This window comes from Enterobacter sp. WPR_3_1 (assembly GCF_003635055.1).
Classification (GTDB): Bacteria; Pseudomonadota; Gammaproteobacteria; order Enterobacterales; family Enterobacteriaceae; genus Enterobacter; species Enterobacter ludwigii.
On sequence record NZ_RBXU01000009.1, the window covers coordinates 128,901 to 148,817 of the forward strand.

The window sequence follows — 19,917 nt, forward strand, 5'->3', positions numbered from 1 at the left end:
AAACTCTCTTTAATCACGCCACCAGCAAGGAGACGAACGCTAAAAATGCAAAACCAAAACCGGCCCAGGTGATGCGCGACGTCGCCACAAAACGCAGACGCGCCATGCTGTTCTCAAACAGGGCAATCACCAGCACGCCGACAAGTAGCTTGAGCACGGCAACGACCACCGCCAGCACCAGACCGGCCGCGGAAAAGTGCGTCATCTGCCCCCACGGGAAGAAGACACAGACAAACATCTGCAGCACCACCAGCTGTTTGAGGCTGATGCCCCATTTCAGCACCGCAAAGCCGTAACCGCTGTACTCGGTCAACGGACCTTCCTGCAGCTCCTGCTCCGCTTCCGCGAGGTCGAACGGCAGTTTGCCCATCTCGATAAACGTGGCGAAAGCGCAGGCGCAGAGCGCCAAAAGCAACGGAAGGGAACGGTCCACGGGCCAGTGATACACGGTATGAGTGATAAAGCTGATATGGGTTGACCCCGCGACCTGCGCAGCGACCCACAGGCCGAGCAGCAGGATCGGCTCAACCAGCACGCCGAGCATGGCCTCGCGGCTGGCACCAATCCCGGTAAAGGGGCTGCCGGTATCGAGGCCGGCAATCGCGAAGAAGAAACGCGCGATGGCGAAGAGGTAGATAAGCGTAATGAGATCGCCCAGCACCGGCAGCGGCGACCCGACGGTGACGACCGGTAACGCCGTGGCGATGGTGAGCATGACGCCAGCCAGCACAAACGGTGTCAGGCGAAAGACCCATCCTGCCGCGTCCGGGGAAACGCTCTGACGTCCCATCAGCTTGAACAAATCACGGTACTCCTGGAGTACACCAGGCCCGCGACGGTTATGCATCCGGGCACGCGCCACGCGGCTCACCCCGGAGAGCAACGGCGCCATGGCAAATAGCACCAGCGCCTGAAGTATTGCCAGTAACAGACTCATGTCAGGCTCCTCGTGAAATCACAATCACAACCAGTACCGCCAGCTCGATCAACGCCAGTCGGCGGAACAGCACGGGCACGGCAGCGCTCTGCCAGCCCGGCACCCACCCCACCGGGTTAAGCCAGTCCCGCAGTTTCAGCACCGCGGCAAAGTTCTCTTTGACCGGCATGGCAAAGCCGTGCGCTGTGATCACCATGGATTGCTCGTGTGCGTAACCGCAAGCCCAGGCGGTACCGCGTGCGCGGGAGGAGAGGCGATCGCGTCTGAAGAACAGCATCAGCACGAACGGCAGCAGCGGCGCGGCAATCAGCAGCAGCGCAATCATCGGCTGGGACACCGCGGTATGCGCCGTGGTGAGCGGCAGAGGAATGGCGTTACCCAGCAGCGGCAGAAGCCACGGGGCGGCCACCCCGCCCGCGATGCAGCACAGCGCCAGCGCGACAACGCTCGCCCCCATCAATGCCGGTGCACAGCAGGCGTTTTCGGCCTCACGCGTGCGCGGTGCCCCCAGGAAGGTCACGCCGTAAACTTTAGCCATACACATCACCGCCAGCGCACCGGTTATCGCCAGCCCAACCGCCAGCAGCGGGCCGAGCAACCGGGCGATAAACACCTCGCTCTGACCGAGTGCGAAGAAGGACTGATAGATAACCCACTCGCCGGCAAAGCCGTTCAGCGGCGGCAGCGCAGCCATTGCCATCAGCCCCACCAGCATGCACAGAGAGATAACGGGCATTTTTTTGCCGATGCCGCCGAGTTTTTCGATATCGCGATGACCGGTGCGGAACCAGACGCTACCGGCCCCGAGGAACAGGGTGCTTTTAAACAGGCTGTGGTTGATCAGGTGATACAGGCCGCCGATAAAGCCGGCCGCAATCAGCGCCGGTTGATTGAGCGCCAGCCCGGTAACGCCTGCGCCAATACCCAGCAGGATGATGCCGATGTTCTCAAGGGTGTGGTATGCCAGCAGACGCTGGATATTGTGCTCCATCAGGGCGTACAGGCCGCCGACGAAGGCGGTGATCATCCCGGCGACCAGCAGTACAACGCCCCACCACAGCGGTGGCTGCCCACCAGTGAGCGTTATCGTCAGAATGCCGAACAGACCCACCTTCATGACAACCGTCGAGAAGAGCGCTGCGGCAGGCGCGGAGGCATGTGCATGTGCCTGTGGCACCCAGCCGTGCAGAGGGATAATCCCGGCCAGCAGGCCAAAGCCGATCACGCCAAGGAGCCAGACATCATTCCCCAGCGACTGACCGTTAAGGGCGGAGAAGTCCAGCGTGCCGAAGCGCTGCCACACCAGCCAGCAGGCCAGTGCCAGCAGCAACGTGCCAAGACGCCCCAGCGCAAACCACAGTTTGCCGGAGGTGCTACAGCCCGTAAGGAATACGCCGCACAGCGCCATGATCTCGGCCATCACCACCAGCGCGCCGAGGTTGCTGGCAGTCACGGTACAGACCGCCGCGGCCATCAGCAGATTGACCAGCAGACCGTTGGGCTGGGTGTGCTGATGGCGGTGCCAGTCAATATTAAACAGGCTGATAAACACGCCGCACAGACCAAAGGTCACCAGCCAGATGGCATTCAGCGGCGTAATTTCAACGGTGTGCCGTATCAGCGGCATCACCGCTTCGACGGATTGTCCGCCTGTTAACACGAGGCCACCGGCCACCAGCGTCATCACGCTGCCAACCGCCCCGCCGATACCGGCTATCCAGCCGCTCAGGGTTTTATGGAAAGAGAAGATCAAGGCCAACACAGCGGCGGCGGCAAAATAGGCCACCGCGCTGGTAATCATCATCACCGCGTTCATTTCGCCCCCTCGTTCAGCGCCTGAAGCAGAGAAAGATCGCCGAAATCACTGTTAATGGTCAGCTCACGCTTACGTTTACTGGTGCGAACGATGTCGCGAATATTGACCAGAATCAGCGCCTTCGTCGGGCAGGTGCGCACACAGGCTGGTCCTTGTTCATCAAAGCTGCACAGGTCGCATTTGACCGCAACGGCACGCACGCCGGGAACCCAGTCAAGCAGCGTGCTCACCTTCGCCGGCGCAGGTGGCGCTGGCGGCGCTTTCGGGGAGTTGGCATTCGCCGGGATATGCAGCGGACGGCTGCCGGAAAATTCAATCGCGCCGAACGGGCAGGCAATGCCGCACAGTTTGCAGCTCACGCACAGACTTTCATTCAGCTGCACCGCCCCCTCGACACGGGTGATGGCATTAACAGGACAGACTCCCGCGCAGGGGGCATCTTCACAGTGGTGGCAGAGCTGCGGCGCAGACTCTTTTTCATTACGCATGACGCGCAGGCGCGGCATGGACTGTAGCCCGTGCTGACGGTGCGTTTCCGAACAGGCCGCCTCACAGGTTCGACAGCCAATACAGACCGTCGAGTCAGCAATTACAAAACGGTTCACCGGGTCATCCTCTGGTGATAGTCATTTTTGACGAAAAACTGTCTTGTCGACACTTCTCGACACGCAATGGTCAGGCCACGTTCGCTGAGGGATTTCCATCCATCAGCTGTTTCAGGTTGACCGGGAGATCGTGTTCAACAGCGGCGTACAGGCCGTTATAAACCGGCGCGATTTTTTCCAGATAGTGCTCCAGCACCTGCTGGCGATCGCGGTTACTGACGTGACCATCGACCATCCCGTCGGCCATCAGCTGCGCCTTCGCAATACACTGTTTTTCACCTTCTTTTGTTTCGACGTAGTACTCGATGGTGTGGCTGTTGAAGGTGTCGGCCAGGGTGACGTTTATCGTGAAATGGCCGAAGAGCACAAAGCGCATATCCCCCTGCGCTGCACAGCTCATGGCGTGGTGAAGACGGGCTTTTGACAGGGTGATGCCCTGAACCAGAGAGTTGCAGTAAAGGTGCCACTGCTCCTGTAACTGCTGATGGCGCTGCGCAATGTAATCCGCTTTTTCGCTAATTTCCCAAATAGTCATAAAAGGTATCCGGTTAATGGAGATAGCGGCTGTTAAGCAGATTCCATGCCAGTTTTTAATGCATTGATTTTTAACTCTTTTAATCAAAAGAAGCGTGTCAATCGCGCCGTGTCGACGTGTCATTTCGACAGCATTGACATCGTCACGCCTTAACAAAAATCAAGCTGGCACCGTTATTGCATTATCGGGGCAATTCATTGAGGAGGCGTCATGCACGAAATCACCCTCTGCCAGCGGGCCGTCGAGTTAATTGAACAGCAGGCGCGGGCAAACAATGCGAAACGCGTCACCGGCGTCTGGCTACAGGTCGGGGCCTTTTCCTGCGTTGAAACCAGCGCCCTGACCTTCTGCTTTGAGCTGGTGTGCCGCGGCACGCTGGCGGAAGGCTGTGAACTGCATATTGAAGAACAGCAGGCGGAGTGCTGGTGCGCGCAGTGTCAGCAATACGTCACTCTGCTTTCTTCGAAGGTTCAGCGCTGTCCACAATGCCAGAGCAGCGAGCTTCGCATCGTGGCGGATGACGGCATGCAGATCCAACGTCTCGAAATCGAGAAGGAGTAAAATATGTGTAGTACCTGCGGTTGCGCTGAAGGCAACCTGTATATAGAAGGGGATGAACACCGTCCTCACGCCGCGTTTCGCTCCGCACCCTTTTCACCTGCCCCTCGTCCTGCAGCGGCATTAACCGGTATCACCTTCGCCCCCCGACACTCCGCTGCGGGCGACCTGCATTACGGGCATGGCGTCGCCGGTACCCACGCGCCGGGGCTCAGCCAGCGTCAGATGCTGGAGGTGGAAATCAACGTTCTGGATAAAAACAACCAGATTGCAGCACGCAACCGCGCCCGCTTTGCCACGCGTAAACAGCTGGTCCTGAACCTGGTCTCCAGCCCCGGCTCCGGCAAAACTACGCTGCTGACACAAACGCTCCACCGCCTGAACGGGCGCATCTCCTGCGCGGTGATCGAAGGCGATCAGCAGACGGTGAACGACGCCGCGCGTATTCGCGAAACCGGCACGCCCGCCATTCAGGTTAATACGGGTAAAGGCTGCCATCTGGATGCACAAATGATTGCCGACGCCACGCCGCGCTTGCCGCTGGCGGACAACGGCATCCTGTTTATTGAGAACGTAGGCAACCTGGTCTGTCCGGCCAGCTTCGATCTCGGTGAGCGACATAAGGTCGCGGTGCTCTCGGTGACCGAAGGTGAAGACAAGCCGCTTAAATATCCGCATATGTTTGCCGCCGCTTCGCTGATGTTGCTGAACAAAGTTGACCTGCTGCCGTACCTGAATTTCGACGTGGATAAATGCATGGCTTATGCCCGTGAAGTGAACCCGGAGATTGACATCATGCTGGTGTCCGCCACCCGCGGCGACGGGATGGACGCCTGGCTGAACTGGCTGGAGAGCGAACGATGTGCATAGGCGTCCCCGGACAAATTCACGCCATTGACGGGAATCAGGCCCGCGTTGAGGTGTGTGGCATATTGCGCGACGTCGACCTGACGCTTGTCGGCAGCACCGACGAAACCGGCGCCTCACGCCTCGGTCAGTGGGTGCTGGTGCACGTGGGGTTTGCCATGAGCATCATCAACGAAGCGGAGGCCCGCGACACGCTCGATGCCCTTCAAAATATGTTCGACGTGGAGCCAGACGTCGGAGCATTGCTGTACGGCGAGGAGCGGTAAACCATGCGCTACGTTGATGAATATCGCGCGCCTGAGCAGGTGATGCAGCTGATTGAACATCTGAAAACACGGGCGGCACGGCTGAGCTATACCGCCGAAAAGCCGCTGCGTATTATGGAAGTCTGCGGCGGGCATACGCATGCCATCTTTAAATTTGGCCTCGACCAGCTTCTGCCGGAAAACATCGAGTTTATCCATGGCCCCGGCTGCCCGGTGTGCGTCCTGCCGATGGGACGCATCGACGCCTGCCTTGAGATAGCCCACCAGCCTGACGTGATTTTCTGTACCTTTGGCGATGCGATGCGCGTGCCGGGCAAAAACGGCTCGCTGCTGCAGGCAAAAGCCCGGGGCGCGGATATCAGGATCGTGTACTCGCCGATGGATGCCCTGACGCTGGCCACCCATAACTCCGGTCGCAAGGTCGTCTTTTTCGGGCTTGGTTTTGAAACCACCATGCCCGCCACGGCCATCACGCTGCAGCAGGCCAAAGCCCGCAACATTGATAACTTTTTCTTTTTTTGCCAGCACATTACGCTCATCCCGACGTTACGCAGCCTGCTTGAAGAGCCGGACAACGGAATTGACGCTTTTCTGGCGCCGGGCCATGTCAGCATGGTTATCGGGACGGCGGCCTACGGCTTTATCGCTGAACAGTTCGAACGCCCTTTAGTGGTGGCTGGTTTCGAACCTCTTGATCTACTGCAAGGCGTGACCATGCTGGTTGAGCAGAAAATAGCAGCCCAGAGTGCAGTAGAAAATCAGTACCGCCGTGTCGTCCCCGACAGTGGAAATGTGGTGGCCCAGCAGGCGATAGCCGAGGTATTTAGCGTCGAGGGCGACAGCGAATGGCGTGGTCTGGGGCTGATTGCAGAGTCCGGCGTGCGCCTGACGCCAGCCTACCGGTCGTTCGACGCCGAAGCCCACTTCCGCCCGCAGCCGCAACAGGTGTGTGACGACCCGCGGGCCCGCTGTGGCGAAGTGCTCACCGGCAAATGCAAACCCCATCACTGCCCGTTATTTGGCAACACCTGTAACCCGCAAACGGCTTTTGGCGCGCTGATGGTCTCTTCCGAAGGGGCGTGTGCCGCGTGGTATCAGTATCGCAATCAGGAGTCTGAAGCATGAATACGGTTGAAATGGCACACGGCAGCGGCGGCCTGGCGATGCAGCAGCTGATAAACCGTCTGTTTATGGACGCGTTTGATAACCCCTGGCTGGCGGAGCAGGAGGATCAGGCCCGCATTGACCTCTCCACCCTGACCACGCAGGGCGACAGGCTGGCCTTTTCCACCGACAGCTACGTGATTGACCCGCTGTTCTTCCCGGGCGGCGATATCGGCAAGCTCGCGGTCTGCGGCACGGCAAATGACGTGGCCGTCAGCGGCGCTGTTCCGCGCTTTCTCTCCTGCGGCTTTATCCTTGAAGAGGGGCTGCCGATGGAGACGCTCTCTGCGGTCGTCAGCAGCATGGCGCACACGGCACGCGAGGCGGGTATCGCCATCGTCACCGGCGACACCAAAGTGGTCCAGCGTGGCGCAGCCGACAAACTGTTCATCAATACCGCCGGCATGGGGGCGATCCCTGCCGACATTCACTGGGGCGCGCAGCAGCTTGCCGTCGGCGACGTGCTGATCGTCAGCGGATCGCTGGGCTGCCACGGGGCGACGATCCTGAACCTGCGTGAAGGCCTGGGGCTGGACGGAGAATTACGCAGTGATTGCGCGGTACTGACCCCGCTTATCCAGACCCTGCGTTCCCTTCCAGGCGTGAAAGCCCTGCGCGATGCGACACGCGGCGGGGTTAACGCCGTGGTACATGAGTTCGCGGCACGCTGTGGTCTGGGTATTGAACTCACTGAACGCGCGCTACCCGTTAAGCCTGCCGTTCGCGGCTTGTGCGAACTCCTCGGGCTCGACCCGCTAAACTTTGCAAATGAAGGCAAGCTGGTCATTGGCGTGGAGCGCGCGGCGGCCGAATCCGTACTTGAACAGCTGCGGGCACATCCTTTCGGGAAAGAGGCCGCGCTGATTGGTGAAGTGGTTGAGCGCAAAGGGGTGCGCCTGACCGGGCTGTATGGCGTCAAGCGGACGCTGGATCTGCCGCACGCGGAACCTTTACCCCGCATTTGCTAGAACCGCGCCAAAAGCGGTCAGCACTGACTTTCTCTTTTTTGCCAGTTTCTATTGGAAAGCAATATGCCGTATACACCGATGAGCGATCTTGGACAGCAAGGCCTGTTTGACATTACGCGCACACTTTTACAGCAGCCCGATCTTGGCGCGCTGAGCGATGCCCTGACGCGGCTGGTCAGGCAATCAGCGCTGGCAGACAGCGCCGCAATTGTGCTCTGGCATAGCGCAAGCCATCGCGCGAGCTACTATTCAACGCGCGACAATGGCAAAGCGTTTGAGTACGAGGATGAAACCTACCTCGCTCATGGTCCTGTCCGGCGTATTCTTTCCCGCCCGGAGGCGCTGCACTGCAATTTTGAGGAATTCCGCGAGGCGTGGCCGATGCTGGCGCAGAGTCAGTTATACCCGCCTTTCGGCCATTACAGCCTGCTGCCACTGGCGGTGGAAGGGCATATCTTCGGCGGCTGCGAGTTTATTCGTCACACCGACCAGCCGTGGAGCGAGGCGGAATACGAGCGTCTGCACACCTTCACCCAGATTGTGGCCGTGGTCGCGGAGCAAATTCAAAGCCGCGTCACCAATAATGTGGATTACGACCTGCTGAGCCGCGAACGTGACAATTTCCGGATCCTGGTGGCCATCACCAACGCGGTGCTTTCGCGCCTCGATATGGATGAGCTGGTCAGCGAAGTCTCAAAAGAGATCCACCACTATTTCAAAATCGACGCCATCAGTATTGCGCTCCGGGGCCACCGGAAAGGCAAGCTGAACATCTACTCCACCCACTATCTTGATGAGGCAAACCCCGCCCACGAACAGAGTGAAGTGGATGAGGCGGGCACGCTCTCTGAGCGGGTATTTAAAAGCAAAGAGATCCTGCTGCTCAACCTCAACGAACAGGATGCGCTCGCGCCTTATGAGCGGATGCTGTTTAACACCTGGGGGAATAAAATCCAGACGCTGTGCCTGCTGCCGCTGATGTCCGGCAATACTATGCTTGGTGTCCTGAAGCTGGCGCAGTGTGAAGAGGGCGTCTTTACCACCGCCAACCTGAAACTGTTGCGCCAGATTGCCGAGCGTATCTCCATCGCACTGGATAACGCGCTGGCTTATCAGGAGATCCACCGTCTGAAAGAACGGCTGGTGGATGAAAACCTGGCGCTGACGGAACAGCTCAACAACGTGGACAGCGAGTTTGGCGAAATCATCGGCCGCAGCGATGCCATGTACAGCGTGCTGAAACAGGTGGAGATGGTGGCGCAAAGTGACAGTACGGTGCTGATCCTCGGTGAAACCGGCACCGGTAAAGAGCTGATTGCCCGTGCGATCCACAACCTCAGCAACCGTAACAGCCGCCGCATGGTGAAGATGAACTGCGCCGCTATGCCCGCAGGCCTGCTGGAAAGCGATCTCTTTGGCCACGAACGCGGCGCGTTTACCGGTGCCAGCAGCCAGCGTCTGGGCCGTTTCGAGCTGGCGGACAAAAGCTCGTTGTTCCTTGATGAAGTGGGCGACATGCCTCTGGAGCTGCAGCCCAAACTGCTTCGCGTCCTGCAGGAGCAGGAGTTTGAACGTCTTGGCAGTAACAAACTTATCCAGACAGACGTCCGGCTCATTGCCGCCACCAACCGCGATCTGAAAAAAATGGTCGCCGACCGCGAGTTTCGAAGCGACCTCTATTATCGCCTGAACGTCTTCCCAATCTGCCTGCCGCCCCTGCGTGAACGGCCGGAAGATATCCCTCTGCTGGTCAAAGCGTTTACCGCCAAAATAGCCCGCCGGATGGGCCGCAACATCGACAGTATCCCCGCCGAGACGCTACGTACCCTCTCCTCGATGGAGTGGCCGGGTAACGTCCGTGAACTGGAAAACGTCATTGAGCGCGCGGTATTGCTGACGCGCGGTAACGTACTGCAACTCTCCCTGCCCGAAGTTTCCCTGCCCGAAACCCCGGTTACAGCCACCGACGTGGCGCAGGAAGGTGAAGACGAATATCAGCTGATCATGCGCGTGCTGAAAGAGACTAACGGTGTCGTGGCCGGACCGAAAGGTGCCGCCCAGCGACTGGGGCTAAAACGCACCACGCTGCTCTCGCGCATGAAACGTCTCGGGATTGATAAAGAGAGCCTGGTGTAGCGTCATTCTGGCTGAGATCCCGCATGCAGGCGTTGGGATACGGTTGTCAGCGAAGCGCCTGAACGGTTACTTTTTCGGGCGATACTTTTCCGGTAATTCCGGTACCGGGCGACGGTCATCCATCAGGTGGCGTACCGTCAGGATGGGATGACGCCATAACATACGTGGGCCAGCCCAGCGCATCACCTGCTTCATCTCTTCGCGCCTGGCAGGCTGATAGCAGTGAACGGGGCACTGTTTACAGGCGGGTTTTTCCTCACCAAAAACGCATTTATCCAGGCGCTTATTGGCATACGCTTTCAGCGCCTGATAATGCCCCTCTTCCTGCGAAGCCTGGGGACACTGTGTTTCATACAGCGCGATCATTTTCGCGATCGTCGCTTTCTCACGTGCAATGCGTTTTCCGGACATAACGGCTCACCAGACAATAAAGTGCATTTATAATACACCTTTCAGCTACTGATTTCAGGCGTTGCATTCTGTTTTCTGAAGGCTGATTCCAGTATTAAGCCCACGCCTGCAGTAAATCACTGGTATTTTATACAGCATCAGGAATGACCCTTGTCCACGTTGTCCGGAGGCCGTATGCACGAGATCGCTATCACCAAATCCTATCGTCATTTGAAAGTGGGGTATTTCAGAAAGCGTCATGAAGACCGTAACACCAAGATACCCAAACGCTACAGCGTGCATGCGGCGCTGAGCTTAAAGGGCGACTGGCTTGAAAAAGCGGGGTTTACCACCCATTCGCAGGTCAGAGTGGGGGTTGAGCATGGAAAAATTGTCATTGAGTTAGTGCAGGAAGGCACCTCGTAAAGCCGCGACATTTTTCTGCGCCGTACCTTTTTTTCATGCGACAATAGAAGGAACTAACGGCCACTGAGCCGCCCAAAGCGTATTATTTTCAAAGAAATGGACATCATAACTCCATGAGCACAATCGACAATTTCGACGCACATACGCCGATGATGCAGCAGTACCTGAAGCTGAAAGCACAGCATCCGGAAATCTTGCTGTTCTACCGTATGGGCGATTTTTACGAGCTATTTTATGACGATGCCAGACGTGCGTCGCAGCTGCTCGACATCTCTCTGACCCGGCGTGGCGCATCTGCAGGCGAGCCCATTCCCATGGCCGGTATTCCGCATCACGCGGTAGAAAACTACCTTGCGAAACTGGTGAATCAGGGTGAGTCAGTCGCCATCTGCGAACAGATCGGCGATCCGGCAACCTCAAAAGGGCCGGTTGAGCGCAAAGTCGTGCGTATCGTCACGCCTGGTACGATCAGCGACGAAGCCCTGCTGCAGGAGCGCCAGGATAACCTGCTGGCGGCACTGTGGCAGGACGGCAAAGGTTTCGGTTATGCGACGCTGGATATCAGCTCCGGACGTTTTCGTCTGAGTGAACCGGCAGATCGTGAAACGATGGCGGCTGAATTGCAGCGCACGAACCCGGCAGAACTGCTCTATGCCGAAGATTTTGCCGAGATGGCGCTGATTGAAGGCCGCCGCGGTCTGCGCCGTCGTCCGCTGTGGGAGTTCGAAATTGATACCGCGCGCCAGCAGTTGAATCTGCAGTTTGGCACCCGCGATCTGATTGGCTTTGGTGTGGAAAACGCCCCGCGCGGACTGTGTGCCGCGGGTTGCCTTCTGCAGTACGTCAAAGATACTCAGCGCACCACCCTGCCGCATATCCGCTCGATCACGATGGAGCGTCAGCAGGACAGCATCATTATGGATGCCGCGACGCGGCGAAATCTGGAGATCACCCAGAATCTGGCCGGAGGCGTGGAAAACACCCTCGCTTCCGTCCTCGACAGCACGGTGACACCGATGGGCAGCCGTATGTTAAAACGCTGGCTGCATATGCCCATTCGCGATACCGGCACGCTTACCTGTCGTCAGCAGACGATTGCCGCGTTGCAGGATCGCTACAGTGAACTGCAGCCCGTGCTGCGTCAGGTCGGCGATCTGGAGCGTATTCTTGCGCGTCTGGCGCTGCGTACGGCACGTCCGCGCGACCTCGCCCGCATGCGTCATGCCTTCCAGCAGTTGCCAGAATTGCGCAGCCTGCTCGCCGATGTGGATAGCGCGCCGGTGCAGAAACTGCGTGAAACCATGGGTGAATTTAGCGAGCTGCGCGAGCTGCTCGAACGCGCCATTATTGACGCCCCTCCGGTTCTGGTGCGTGACGGCGGCGTAATTGCCCCGGGCTACAACGAAGAGCTGGATGAATGGCGTGCGCTGGCCGACGGTGCCACGGACTACCTGGATAAGCTGGAAATTCGCGAGCGCGAACGCCTTGGGCTCGATACCCTCAAAGTGGGCTATAACGCGGTTCACGGTTACTACATTCAGATCAGCCGTGGACAAAGCCATCTGGCCCCCATCCACTACGTGCGCCGCCAGACGCTGAAAAACGCTGAGCGTTACATTATCCCTGAACTGAAAGAGTATGAGGACAAAGTTCTCACCTCGAAAGGCAAGGCGCTGGCGCTGGAGAAACAGCTGTATGAAGAGCTGTTCGACATGCTGATGCCGCACCTTGCAGACCTGCAGTCAAGCGCCAGCGCGCTGGCAGAGTTGGACGTGCTGGTCAACCTGGCAGAACGCGCTGAAACGCTGAACTACACCTGCCCGACCTTTACCGATAAACCCGGTATTCGTATTACCGAAGGCCGTCATCCGGTTGTGGAACGGGTGCTGAACGAGCCGTTCATCGCCAACCCGCTAAGCCTGTCGCCACAGAGAAGAATGCTGATCATTACCGGTCCAAACATGGGCGGTAAAAGTACCTATATGCGCCAGACGGCGCTTATCGCTCTGCTCGCCTATATCGGCAGCTACGTTCCTGCGCAAAAAGTGGAGATTGGCCCTATCGACCGTATCTTTACCCGTGTCGGGGCAGCGGACGATCTGGCCAGCGGCCGCTCAACCTTTATGGTGGAGATGACCGAAACCGCCAATATTCTGCATAACGCGACCGAATACAGCCTGGTATTGATGGATGAAGTCGGGCGCGGAACATCAACCTATGATGGTCTGTCACTGGCATGGGCCTGCGCTGAAAACCTTGCCAATAAGATCAAGGCAATGACGCTGTTCGCAACCCACTATTTCGAGCTGACACAGTTGCCAGAAAAGATGGAAGGCGTGGCAAACGTCCACCTCGATGCGCTGGAACACGGCGATACCATCGCCTTTATGCACACCGTACAGGATGGTGCCGCGAGCAAGAGTTATGGCCTGGCCGTGGCCGCGCTGGCGGGGGTTCCAAAAGAGGTGATCAAACGTGCGCGCCAGAAATTGCGTGAGCTGGAGAGCCTGTCACCGAATGCCGCGGCCACGCAGATTGATGGCACGCAAATGTCGTTGCTAGCCCCGGCAGAAGAGACGTCACCGGCCGTTGAGGCGCTGGAAAATCTCGATCCGGACTCGCTCACGCCGCGTCAGGCGCTGGAGTGGATTTATCGCCTGAAAAGCCTGGTGTAATCTGCACCCGGTGGCGCAATGCTTACCGGGGCTGCCGGGAAGTAGCGGTATCTGAAACAAACAGGCCGGGTAAGGCGAAACCGCCACCCGGCTTTTTTTAGCGCTTATCGTCGGCCAGTAACGGCGGGATCGTCGGCACCTGTGGTGCGTCATCGATATCCTTCTGCGTCATGCGAAACGCTTGCGGATAATGATCGCGGTGGGTCCGGCGTAGCGGCTCCGTGTCACGCCAGGTATACAGACAATGCTGGCACTGATAGACAGTCCAGACCCCTTTCACCGGTGATGTTGCCATCACCTCAATATGCTCATCAGCACAACGTGGACATATCATCTTTTCCTCCTTATTGGCGTGCAGCCAGCATCGCAGTCAGTTTTTCGGCCCAGGCCTTGGTTTCAGGTAAATCCTGTACCGGCTGGCTGAAGTGGCCCCGGTTGTCGGGTGCAACAGGCGTGGTGGCATCAATAATCAGTTTGTCGGTAATGCCTGCCGGGCTGGAGCCCGGGTCCAGTTCAAGCACCGACATATTCGACAACTGCACCAGATCGCCCGCCGGGTTCACCTTCGAGGACAGCGCCCACATCACCTGCGGCAGGTTGAACGGGTCAACGTCTTCATCCACCATAATCACCATCTTCACGTAGCCCAGGCCGTGCGGCGTGGTCATAGCACGTAAGCCGACTGCGCGGGCAAAGCCACCGTAGCGTTTTTTGGTGGAGATAATCGCCAGCAAACCGTGGGTATACATGGCATTGACCGCCTGCACTTCCGGAAATTCTGCTTTCAGCTGCTGGTAGAGCGGTACACAGGTAGCCGGGCCCATCAGGTAGTCAATTTCGGTCCACGGCATGCCGAGGTAGAGGGATTCAAAAATGGGTTTTGTGCGGTAAGACACTTTATCAATACGCACCACCGTCATGTTACGGCCACCAGAGTAGTGCCCGGTAAACTCACCAAAGGGTCCTTCGATTTCGCGCTTGCGGCCTTCAATCACCCCTTCCAGAATGACTTCAGATCCCCACGGTACATCAAAGCCGGTCAGCGGTGCCGTCGCAATGGGATAGGGGCTTTCGCGCAGCGCACCGGCCATCTCATACTCAGATTGATCGTATTTCAGCGGCGTCGCGCCCATAAGTGTAATAATCGGATCATTGCCAAGCGTAATCGCGACCGGCAGATCTTCACCGCGCTCTTCCGCTTTATGCAAATGCAGGGCGATATCGTGCATCGGAACCGGTTGCAGACCCAGCTTGCGTTTTCCCTTCACTTCCATGCGATAGATACCGACGTTCTGCTTGCCGAAGTTATCCGCATCAAGCGGATCGCGCGAAACGACGCACGCTTTGTCGAGGTAAAAACCGCCGTCACCGTCGTTCAGACGGAACAGCGGCAGGATGTCGAAAAGGTTAATGTCTTCACCCTCCACCGTATTTTGAGCCCAGGCGGGATCTGCACGGCGCTCTGGCGTGACGGGGAATTTATCCCAGCGGCGAATAAACTCATCAATCTGTTTTTTGACGGGGGTGTTCGCGGGCAGTCCCATAGAAATGGCGTGATTCTGCCAGGAACCAATGGTGTTCATTACCACCCGGGCATCGGTAAACCCGCGAATATTATCGAACCACAGCGCCGGTGCGCCGTCACCAATACGGCCTGTGGCGTTGGCTGCCGCGGCCAGGTCCGGTTCTGCATTCACCTCTTCTTCAATTTTCAGCAGTTGCCCTTGCTCATCGAGCGCCTGCAGGAAGCTTCTCAAATCATCAAATGCCATCTTTATTCTCCTGTGAAAAATGTTTTGCTTCCCGCAACCCGTTCCAGCGGCGCGCTTTTTTGTGCTCCAGACCAAACTGGTCGAGCACGCGGGTCACAATGTGATGGGTGATATCGTCGGCGGTCTGCGGGTGGTTGTAATACGCGGGCATCGGCGGCACCATTGCCACGCCCATACGGGACAGTGCGAGCATATTCTCAAGATGAATGGTGCTGAGCGGGGTTTCACGAGGAACCAGCACCAGTTTGCGCCCCTCTTTCAGCACCACATCTGCCGCACGGCCCACCAGTCCTTCGGCATAGCCTGCGCGAATGCCTGCCAGGGTTTTCATACTGCAGGGAATGACGATCATGCCGTCGGTGCGAAACGAGCCGGATGAGATAGTGGCAGCCTGATCGGCCGGGCTGTGGACAACATCGGCCAGCGCAGCCACATCCTGTGCGGTGTAGGGCGTCTCCAGCTCAATGGTGGTTTTTGCCCATTTCGACATGACCAGATGGGTCTCCACCTCCGGCATGTCACGTAATGCCTGCAGCAACGCTACGCCCAGCGGCGCGCCCGTTGCGCCCGTCATTCCAACTATCAATCTCATTCAGCACCTCAATTAATTCGTTCGCATACGAACATGTTAGGTACGTTACTCCCGGATCCTGTTTCTGACAATATTGTTCGTACACGATCACATTAATTGCTAAAAATTGCCGCGTTAAAATCCTGGGCAAGAGCGGCTATCATAGGGAGAGAATTTTTCGTCGGAGTGTTCATGGAACTGAGACAAGAGGCGTTTCACCTGTTACGCCAGCTTTTTCAACAGCATACTGCCCGTTGGCAACATGCATTGCCGGAACTGACCAAACCGCAGTACGCGGTATTGCGGTCTATTGCCGAAAATCCGGGGATTGAGCAAGTTGCGCTGACAGAAGTGGCGGTCAGCACAAAGGCGACGCTCGCGGAGATGCTGAGCCGCATGGAGGCGCGTGGACTGGTAAAACGCGAGCACGATCCGGCGGACAAGCGTCGTCGTTTCGTCTTCCTGACGCCGGAAGGTGAAGCGCTGCTTGCCAGCTGTAAACCGATCGGCAATGACGTGGACGAGGCGTTTTTAGGGCGGCTGAGCAACGACGAGCGGGCGCAATTCTCCGCACTCGTCAAAAAAATGATGCGCGACTAGTTAACCCGGGTGCGCATAAAGTCGATCAAGGTGCGCACTTTCGCAGGCACATGCGGGGCATCGGGATAAACCGCATAGATGCCCTGCCGCGCAAAGGTATATTCCGGTAAAACCGACACCAGCTTGCCGTCATCAAGCGCATGGCGCACCAGCCACTCCGGCAACAGCGCCACGCCACATCCCGCGAGCGCAAAGGCCATCAGCGCCTGAGCACTGTCCGCAAACAAACGCGGTGCTTTTTTAATTTCCAGCGTGGCGGGCTCACCGCAGGCATCGTTCACCTGCCAGCGCAGCGGCGAGGCTAAGCGCTCATGAATAATCCAGTCAGCTTTCGCCAACTGTTCAAGCGATTCTACAGGATGGTTACGCAGCCAGCCGGGCGTCGCTACGGGGAAAATAGAGAACTGCGTTATCAATGCCGCGTGGTAGCGTGAATCGGCAAGGGTTCCCAGCCGGATGGCGACATCAAAGCGCTCTGAAATCAAATCGGCATGCAGTGAAGACGAAACGTGACGCACGCGAAGGTCCGGGTGTTGCTGGCTAAACTCAGCCAGTAACGGAACCACAACCTGCGAGCCGTACTCCGGTGTGGTGGTGATCCGCAACTCCCCCGTGAGACCTGCATGGTTTGCACGGACGTCGTCCTTCAGGCGTTCCGCGTCCTTTAAAAGCGCGACGCTCCGTTGATGGAAAAGCCTCCCCGCCTCGGTTAACGTCAGTCGACGGGTGGAACGCAGCAACAGGGTGACACCCAGTTCATCTTCCAGCTGGCGGATATTGAAGCTGACCACCGCTTTTGTCAGCCCCATTGCCTCTGCTGCGGCGGTGAAACTGCCGGTATCTGCGATGGCGACAAACATCGCGGTACGCTGCAAATTAATCATGGTCAGCCCCATTACTGTCAAAAATTTTTTGACAGTATATCGCGCTTTATAACGTTTATCCGTACCTCTCTGCCCGATACGATACGCCCCTCACTGGAGGTGCCGCCATGTCGTATCGCAGCAAAGTCGCCGTTGTCTATCTGCTGGGCTTTTTTCTTGATTTAATTAATATGTTTATCGCCAGCGTCGCTTTCCCGGCAATGGCTCAGGCGTTCAACGCCACGCCCTCATCGCTTGCCTGGGTCAGTAACGGCTATATTGCCGGTCTGACACTCGTCATCCCCTTCAGCACCCTGCTGACGCGCAGGCTCGGGCCGAAGCATGTCATTCTGCTTTCGCTTTTTCTCTTTAGCGCCGCCTCCGTTGCGGCAGGTTTGTCGTCCTCACTTGAGAGCCTGATTGCCTGGCGAGTGCTGCAGGGCATGGGAGGGGGTTTACTGATCCCGGTCGGACAGGCGCTGGCCTGGCAACAGTTTAAACCCCATGAGCGTGCCAGGCTCTCCTCAGCGGTCATGCTGGTTGCATTGCTTGCGCCTGCATGCTCACCCGCCGTGGGGGGAGTGCTGGTTCAGGCACTCAGCTGGCGATGGATATTTTTTGCCACAACGCCTGTCGCCGCCGTGACGTTTTTCCTGGCCTGCGTGTGGCTTAAGAATGAGAGGCCCCCCGTGAAAGCGAGCAGGCTGTTAAACCTGCCCCTGCTGGCCGACCCGCTGCTGCGTTTTTCCATGCTTGTCTATTTGTGCGTACCCGGCATGTTTATTGGGGTGAACGTCACGGGGATGTATTATCTTCAGAGCGAGGCGCACATGACACCGGCCGCAACGGGGATGCTGATGCTGCCATGGTCTCTGGCCTCGTTTATGGCGATCACCGCGACCGGACGTTATTTTAACCGCGTGGGTCCCCGGCCTCTCATTGTCGTGGGTTGCCTGTTACAGGCGCTGGGCGTTTTACTGCTGCTTAACGTCAGCCCGACTACCACAGTGTTGTTACCTGGCGTCGCGTTTACGTTAATGGGCGCGGGCGGCAGTCTTTGCAGCAGTACGGCGCAAAGCAGCGCATTTTTAACGACGGCGCGCGACGATATGCCTGACGCCAGCGCGCTATGGAATCTTAATCGTCAGATCAGTTTTTTTGCCGGGGCATTCCTGCTCTCGCAGGTGCTGAACCTGACACTGGCGTTTTTCACGCCGCTCGCCGCATGGCACTGGATGTTTAGTGTTGCTGCGGCCATCACATTACTGCCCGTCGTGTACGTCTTTCGTCTTAACAACACGCAGGTGCTTTCAGAGGTGCAACAGGAGAAACCATGACCCATTTCGAACAGGACATTATCGACGTTCACGTTATGCTGGAGAACTGGTTGGGTAAGGGCGAAGGGGATGTTGACGCCCTGCTTGCCCACTTTCAGCCGGATTTTATGATGCTCACCCCAGGTGGCGTCCATTTCGACTATAACGCGCTTGTCGGTTTCCTGGACATTCAGCGCGGCAGCCGTCCTGGTCTGGAGATTGTTCTTGATGAGATAACGACGCTACAGACGTGGGCCAACGGCGCAGTGCTTCACTACCGGGAAACGCAAACTCGCCCGGATCAGCCCGTCAATGTGCGCTGGTCAACCGCCGTGCTCAATCAGAAGGATGGCAAGATAACGTGGCGTTTGCTGCACGAAACGGCACAACCGTAACGCAAAAGAAAAAGGCCCGTCTCACGACGGGCCTTTTTTGATGAAAGATTGCTTATTCGCGGAACAGCGCTTCGATATTCAGACCTTGCCCCTGCAGGATTTCACGCAGGCGACGCAGACCTTCAACCTGAATCTGACGAACACGTTCACGGGTCAGGCCAATTTCGCGGCCGACGTCTTCCAGTGTTGCAGCTTCATACCCCAGTAAACCGAAACGACGTGCCAGCACTTCACGCTGTTTGGCGTTCAGTTCGAACAGCCATTTGACGATGCTCTGTTTCATGTCATCGTCCTGCGTGGTGTCTTCCGGACCGTTGTCTTTTTCATCGGCCAGGATGTCCAGCAGCGCTTTTTCGGAGTCGCCACCCAACGGGGTGTCAACGGAGGTAATGCGCTCGTTGAGACGCAGCATACGGCTTACGTCATCAACCGGTTTATCAAGTTGTTCGGCGATCTCTTCCGCGCTTGGCTCGTGGTCCAGTTTATGGGACAACTCGCGCGCAGTACGCAGATAGACGTTCAACTCTTTGACGATGTGAATCGGCAGGCGAATCGTACGGGTTTGGTTCATAATCGCCCGTTCGATGGTCTGACGAATCCACCAGGTCGCGTAGGTTGAGAAACGGAACCCGCGTTCCGGGTCAAACTTCTCAACTGCGCGGATGAGACCTAAGTTGCCCTCTTCAATCAGGTCCAGCAGAGCCAGACCTCGATTGCCGTAACGACGGGCAATTTTCACGACCAGACGCAAGTTACTTTCAATCATGCGACGGCGCGAGGCAACATCACCACGCAAAGCACGACGTGCGAAATAGACTTCTTCTTCGGCCGTTAACAGTGGGGAGTAACCAATCTCCCCAAGGTAAAGCTGAGTCGCGTCCAGTACACGCTGTGTGGCGCCCTGCGATAACAGCTCTTCTTCAGCCAAATCGTTATCACTGGGTTCCTCTTCTACTAAGGCTTTTTCATCAAAAGCCTCTGCTCCGTTCTCATCAAATTCCGCATCTTCATTTAAATCATGAACTTTCAGCGTATTCTGACTCATAAGGTGGCTCCT

Annotated in this window: 21 protein-coding genes; 11 read left to right on the plus strand and 10 right to left on the minus strand. The window is 57.4% G+C overall.

The annotated features are described in order from the left end of the window. Window positions 1–13 precede the first annotated feature (13 nt). The 4 genes from BJ887_RS08960 to hycA form a co-directional block, all read right to left on the minus strand. Complete coding sequence (locus tag BJ887_RS08960; protein WP_121339776.1) at window positions 14–937, minus strand: respiratory chain complex I subunit 1 family protein; 924 nt, start codon at window positions 935–937, stop codon at window positions 14–16. A 1-nt stretch (window position 938) separates the two neighbouring features. Beyond that, complete coding sequence (gene hycC, locus BJ887_RS08965) at window positions 939–2,753, minus strand: formate hydrogenlyase subunit 3 (RefSeq protein ID WP_032680404.1); 1,815 nt, start codon at window positions 2,751–2,753, stop codon at window positions 939–941. After that, window positions 2,750–3,358 carry a 4Fe-4S dicluster domain-containing protein gene (locus BJ887_RS08970; protein ID WP_014171368.1) on the minus strand — a complete coding sequence of 203 codons (609 nt, stop codon included), beginning with the start codon at window positions 3,356–3,358 and terminating at the stop codon, window positions 2,750–2,752. The genes hycC and BJ887_RS08970 overlap by 4 nt, the downstream gene beginning before the upstream one ends. Before the next feature lie 70 nt (window positions 3,359–3,428). Then, window positions 3,429–3,893 (minus strand): formate hydrogenlyase regulator HycA, encoded by a 465-nt coding sequence (gene hycA, locus BJ887_RS08975; RefSeq protein WP_032680403.1) that lies wholly within the window; start codon window positions 3,891–3,893, stop codon window positions 3,429–3,431. Window positions 3,894–4,103: 210 nt separating this feature from the next. Between hycA and hypA the strand changes: the two genes are divergently transcribed. The 6 genes from hypA to flhA all read left to right on the plus strand — a co-directional run bounded on the left by hypA (window position 4,104) and on the right by flhA (window position 9,852). Continuing rightward, on the plus strand, window positions 4,104–4,454 hold the full coding sequence (gene hypA, locus BJ887_RS08980; RefSeq protein WP_014171370.1) for a hydrogenase maturation nickel metallochaperone HypA: 351 nt from the start codon (window positions 4,104–4,106) through the stop codon (window positions 4,452–4,454). 3 nt (window positions 4,455–4,457) lie between these two features. Continuing rightward, window positions 4,458–5,321 carry a hydrogenase nickel incorporation protein HypB gene (hypB, locus tag BJ887_RS08985; protein WP_032680402.1) on the plus strand — a complete coding sequence of 288 codons (864 nt, stop codon included), beginning with the start codon at window positions 4,458–4,460 and terminating at the stop codon, window positions 5,319–5,321. Beyond that, window positions 5,312–5,584, plus strand: coding sequence for a HypC/HybG/HupF family hydrogenase formation chaperone (locus tag BJ887_RS08990; protein WP_014171373.1), 273 nt, complete (start codon window positions 5,312–5,314; stop codon window positions 5,582–5,584). The genes hypB and BJ887_RS08990 overlap by 10 nt, the downstream gene beginning before the upstream one ends. Window positions 5,585–5,587: 3 nt before the next feature. Further along, on the plus strand, window positions 5,588–6,709 hold the full coding sequence (gene hypD, locus BJ887_RS08995; RefSeq protein WP_121339777.1) for a hydrogenase formation protein HypD: 1,122 nt from the start codon (window positions 5,588–5,590) through the stop codon (window positions 6,707–6,709). Then, entirely contained in the window at window positions 6,706–7,716 is a 1,011-nt protein-coding gene (gene hypE / locus BJ887_RS09000) for a hydrogenase expression/formation protein HypE (RefSeq protein ID WP_025203371.1), read from the plus strand. The genes hypD and hypE overlap by 4 nt, the downstream gene beginning before the upstream one ends. A 63-nt stretch (window positions 7,717–7,779) precedes the next feature. Then, window positions 7,780–9,852, plus strand: coding sequence for a formate hydrogenlyase transcriptional activator FlhA (gene flhA / locus BJ887_RS09005; protein WP_020883827.1), 2,073 nt, complete (start codon window positions 7,780–7,782; stop codon window positions 9,850–9,852). A gap of 66 nt (window positions 9,853–9,918) precedes the next feature. Here flhA and BJ887_RS09010 read toward each other — a convergent pair whose 3' ends face one another. Continuing rightward, entirely contained in the window at window positions 9,919–10,263 is a 345-nt protein-coding gene (locus tag BJ887_RS09010; protein WP_025203370.1) for a nitrous oxide-stimulated promoter family protein, read from the minus strand. Between the two features lie 174 nt (window positions 10,264–10,437). Between BJ887_RS09010 and BJ887_RS09015 the strand changes: the two genes are divergently transcribed. Together BJ887_RS09015 and mutS are read left to right on the plus strand one after the other, a co-directional pair. Then, on the plus strand, window positions 10,438–10,668 hold the full coding sequence (locus BJ887_RS09015; protein ID WP_020883826.1) for a SymE family type I addiction module toxin: 231 nt from the start codon (window positions 10,438–10,440) through the stop codon (window positions 10,666–10,668). A 113-nt stretch (window positions 10,669–10,781) separates the two neighbouring features. Continuing rightward, entirely contained in the window at window positions 10,782–13,343 is a 2,562-nt protein-coding gene (mutS, locus tag BJ887_RS09020; RefSeq protein ID WP_121339778.1) for a DNA mismatch repair protein MutS, read from the plus strand. Between the two features lie 97 nt (window positions 13,344–13,440). Here the strand turns inward: mutS and BJ887_RS09025 are convergent, their stop codons facing one another. From BJ887_RS09025 to BJ887_RS09035, 3 genes are read right to left on the minus strand one after another with little or no spacing between them, the layout of a single operon-like run. Beyond that, complete coding sequence (locus BJ887_RS09025; RefSeq protein ID WP_014171381.1) at window positions 13,441–13,677, minus strand: non-oxidative hydroxyarylic acid decarboxylases subunit D; 237 nt, start codon at window positions 13,675–13,677, stop codon at window positions 13,441–13,443. Window positions 13,678–13,687: 10 nt separating this feature from the next. Then, window positions 13,688–15,115, minus strand: coding sequence for a non-oxidative hydroxyarylic acid decarboxylases subunit C (locus tag BJ887_RS09030; protein ID WP_025203369.1), 1,428 nt, complete (start codon window positions 15,113–15,115; stop codon window positions 13,688–13,690). Next, the gene (locus BJ887_RS09035; RefSeq protein ID WP_014171383.1) at window positions 15,105–15,707 is read right to left on the minus strand and encodes a non-oxidative hydroxyarylic acid decarboxylases subunit B; all 603 of its coding nucleotides are present in this window, start codon (window positions 15,705–15,707) and stop codon (window positions 15,105–15,107) included. Before BJ887_RS09035 ends, BJ887_RS09030 begins: the two co-directional genes overlap by 11 nt. 171 nt (window positions 15,708–15,878) lie before the next feature. Between BJ887_RS09035 and BJ887_RS09040 the strand changes: the two genes are divergently transcribed. Further along, window positions 15,879–16,286 carry a MarR family winged helix-turn-helix transcriptional regulator gene (locus tag BJ887_RS09040; protein ID WP_025203368.1) on the plus strand — a complete coding sequence of 136 codons (408 nt, stop codon included), beginning with the start codon at window positions 15,879–15,881 and terminating at the stop codon, window positions 16,284–16,286. Here the strand turns inward: BJ887_RS09040 and BJ887_RS09045 are convergent. After that, complete coding sequence (locus BJ887_RS09045; protein ID WP_040018913.1) at window positions 16,283–17,170, minus strand: LysR family transcriptional regulator; 888 nt, start codon at window positions 17,168–17,170, stop codon at window positions 16,283–16,285. The genes BJ887_RS09040 and BJ887_RS09045 overlap by 4 nt on opposite strands. Before the next feature lie 107 nt (window positions 17,171–17,277). Between BJ887_RS09045 and BJ887_RS09050 the strand changes: the two genes are divergently transcribed. Further along, window positions 17,278–18,486, plus strand: a complete 1,209-nt coding sequence (locus BJ887_RS09050; protein ID WP_040018912.1) for an MFS transporter — start codon at window positions 17,278–17,280, stop codon at window positions 18,484–18,486. Further along, window positions 18,483–18,860, plus strand: coding sequence for a DUF4440 domain-containing protein (locus BJ887_RS09055; RefSeq protein ID WP_040018911.1), 378 nt, complete (start codon window positions 18,483–18,485; stop codon window positions 18,858–18,860). The genes BJ887_RS09050 and BJ887_RS09055 overlap by 4 nt, the downstream gene beginning before the upstream one ends. A gap of 52 nt (window positions 18,861–18,912) precedes the next feature. On the opposite strand, the gene rpoS is transcribed toward BJ887_RS09055, so the two are convergent. Continuing rightward, window positions 18,913–19,905 carry an RNA polymerase sigma factor RpoS gene (rpoS, locus tag BJ887_RS09060; RefSeq protein ID WP_013098493.1) on the minus strand — a complete coding sequence of 331 codons (993 nt, stop codon included), beginning with the start codon at window positions 19,903–19,905 and terminating at the stop codon, window positions 18,913–18,915. Between the last annotated feature and the right edge of the window lie 12 nt (window positions 19,906–19,917).

Excerpts from the sequence above, each read along its gene's own strand:
- BJ887_RS09045 (WP_040018913.1), bottom strand. The coding sequence starts at position 17,170 with ATGATTAATTTGCAGCGTACCGCGATGTTTGTCGCCATCGCAGATACC.
- BJ887_RS09010 (WP_025203370.1), bottom strand. The coding sequence starts at position 10,263 with ATGTCCGGAAAACGCATTGCACGTGAGAAAGCGACGATCGCGAAAATG.
- hypA (WP_014171370.1), top strand. The coding sequence starts at position 4,104 with ATGCACGAAATCACCCTCTGCCAGCGGGCCGTCGAGTTAATTGAACAG.
- hycA (WP_032680403.1), bottom strand. The coding sequence starts at position 3,893 with ATGACTATTTGGGAAATTAGCGAAAAAGCGGATTACATTGCGCAGCGC.
- BJ887_RS09015 (WP_020883826.1), top strand. The coding sequence starts at position 10,438 with ATGCACGAGATCGCTATCACCAAATCCTATCGTCATTTGAAAGTGGGG.
- flhA (WP_020883827.1), top strand. The coding sequence starts at position 7,780 with ATGCCGTATACACCGATGAGCGATCTTGGACAGCAAGGCCTGTTTGAC.
- rpoS (WP_013098493.1), bottom strand. The coding sequence starts at position 19,905 with ATGAGTCAGAATACGCTGAAAGTTCATGATTTAAATGAAGATGCGGAA.
- BJ887_RS09025 (WP_014171381.1), bottom strand. The coding sequence starts at position 13,677 with ATGATATGTCCACGTTGTGCTGATGAGCATATTGAGGTGATGGCAACA.
- BJ887_RS09035 (WP_014171383.1), bottom strand. The coding sequence starts at position 15,707 with ATGAGATTGATAGTTGGAATGACGGGCGCAACGGGCGCGCCGCTGGGC.
- hycC (WP_032680404.1), bottom strand. The coding sequence starts at position 2,753 with ATGAACGCGGTGATGATGATTACCAGCGCGGTGGCCTATTTTGCCGCC.
- mutS (WP_121339778.1), top strand. The coding sequence starts at position 10,782 with ATGAGCACAATCGACAATTTCGACGCACATACGCCGATGATGCAGCAG.
- hypB (WP_032680402.1), top strand. The coding sequence starts at position 4,458 with ATGTGTAGTACCTGCGGTTGCGCTGAAGGCAACCTGTATATAGAAGGG.
- BJ887_RS08990 (WP_014171373.1), top strand. The coding sequence starts at position 5,312 with ATGTGCATAGGCGTCCCCGGACAAATTCACGCCATTGACGGGAATCAG.
- BJ887_RS09050 (WP_040018912.1), top strand. The coding sequence starts at position 17,278 with ATGTCGTATCGCAGCAAAGTCGCCGTTGTCTATCTGCTGGGCTTTTTT.
- hypE (WP_025203371.1), top strand. The coding sequence starts at position 6,706 with ATGAATACGGTTGAAATGGCACACGGCAGCGGCGGCCTGGCGATGCAG.
- BJ887_RS08960 (WP_121339776.1), bottom strand. The coding sequence starts at position 937 with ATGAGTCTGTTACTGGCAATACTTCAGGCGCTGGTGCTATTTGCCATG.
- BJ887_RS09030 (WP_025203369.1), bottom strand. The coding sequence starts at position 15,115 with ATGGCATTTGATGATTTGAGAAGCTTCCTGCAGGCGCTCGATGAGCAA.
- hypD (WP_121339777.1), top strand. The coding sequence starts at position 5,588 with ATGCGCTACGTTGATGAATATCGCGCGCCTGAGCAGGTGATGCAGCTG.
- BJ887_RS09040 (WP_025203368.1), top strand. The coding sequence starts at position 15,879 with ATGGAACTGAGACAAGAGGCGTTTCACCTGTTACGCCAGCTTTTTCAA.
- BJ887_RS09055 (WP_040018911.1), top strand. The coding sequence starts at position 18,483 with ATGACCCATTTCGAACAGGACATTATCGACGTTCACGTTATGCTGGAG.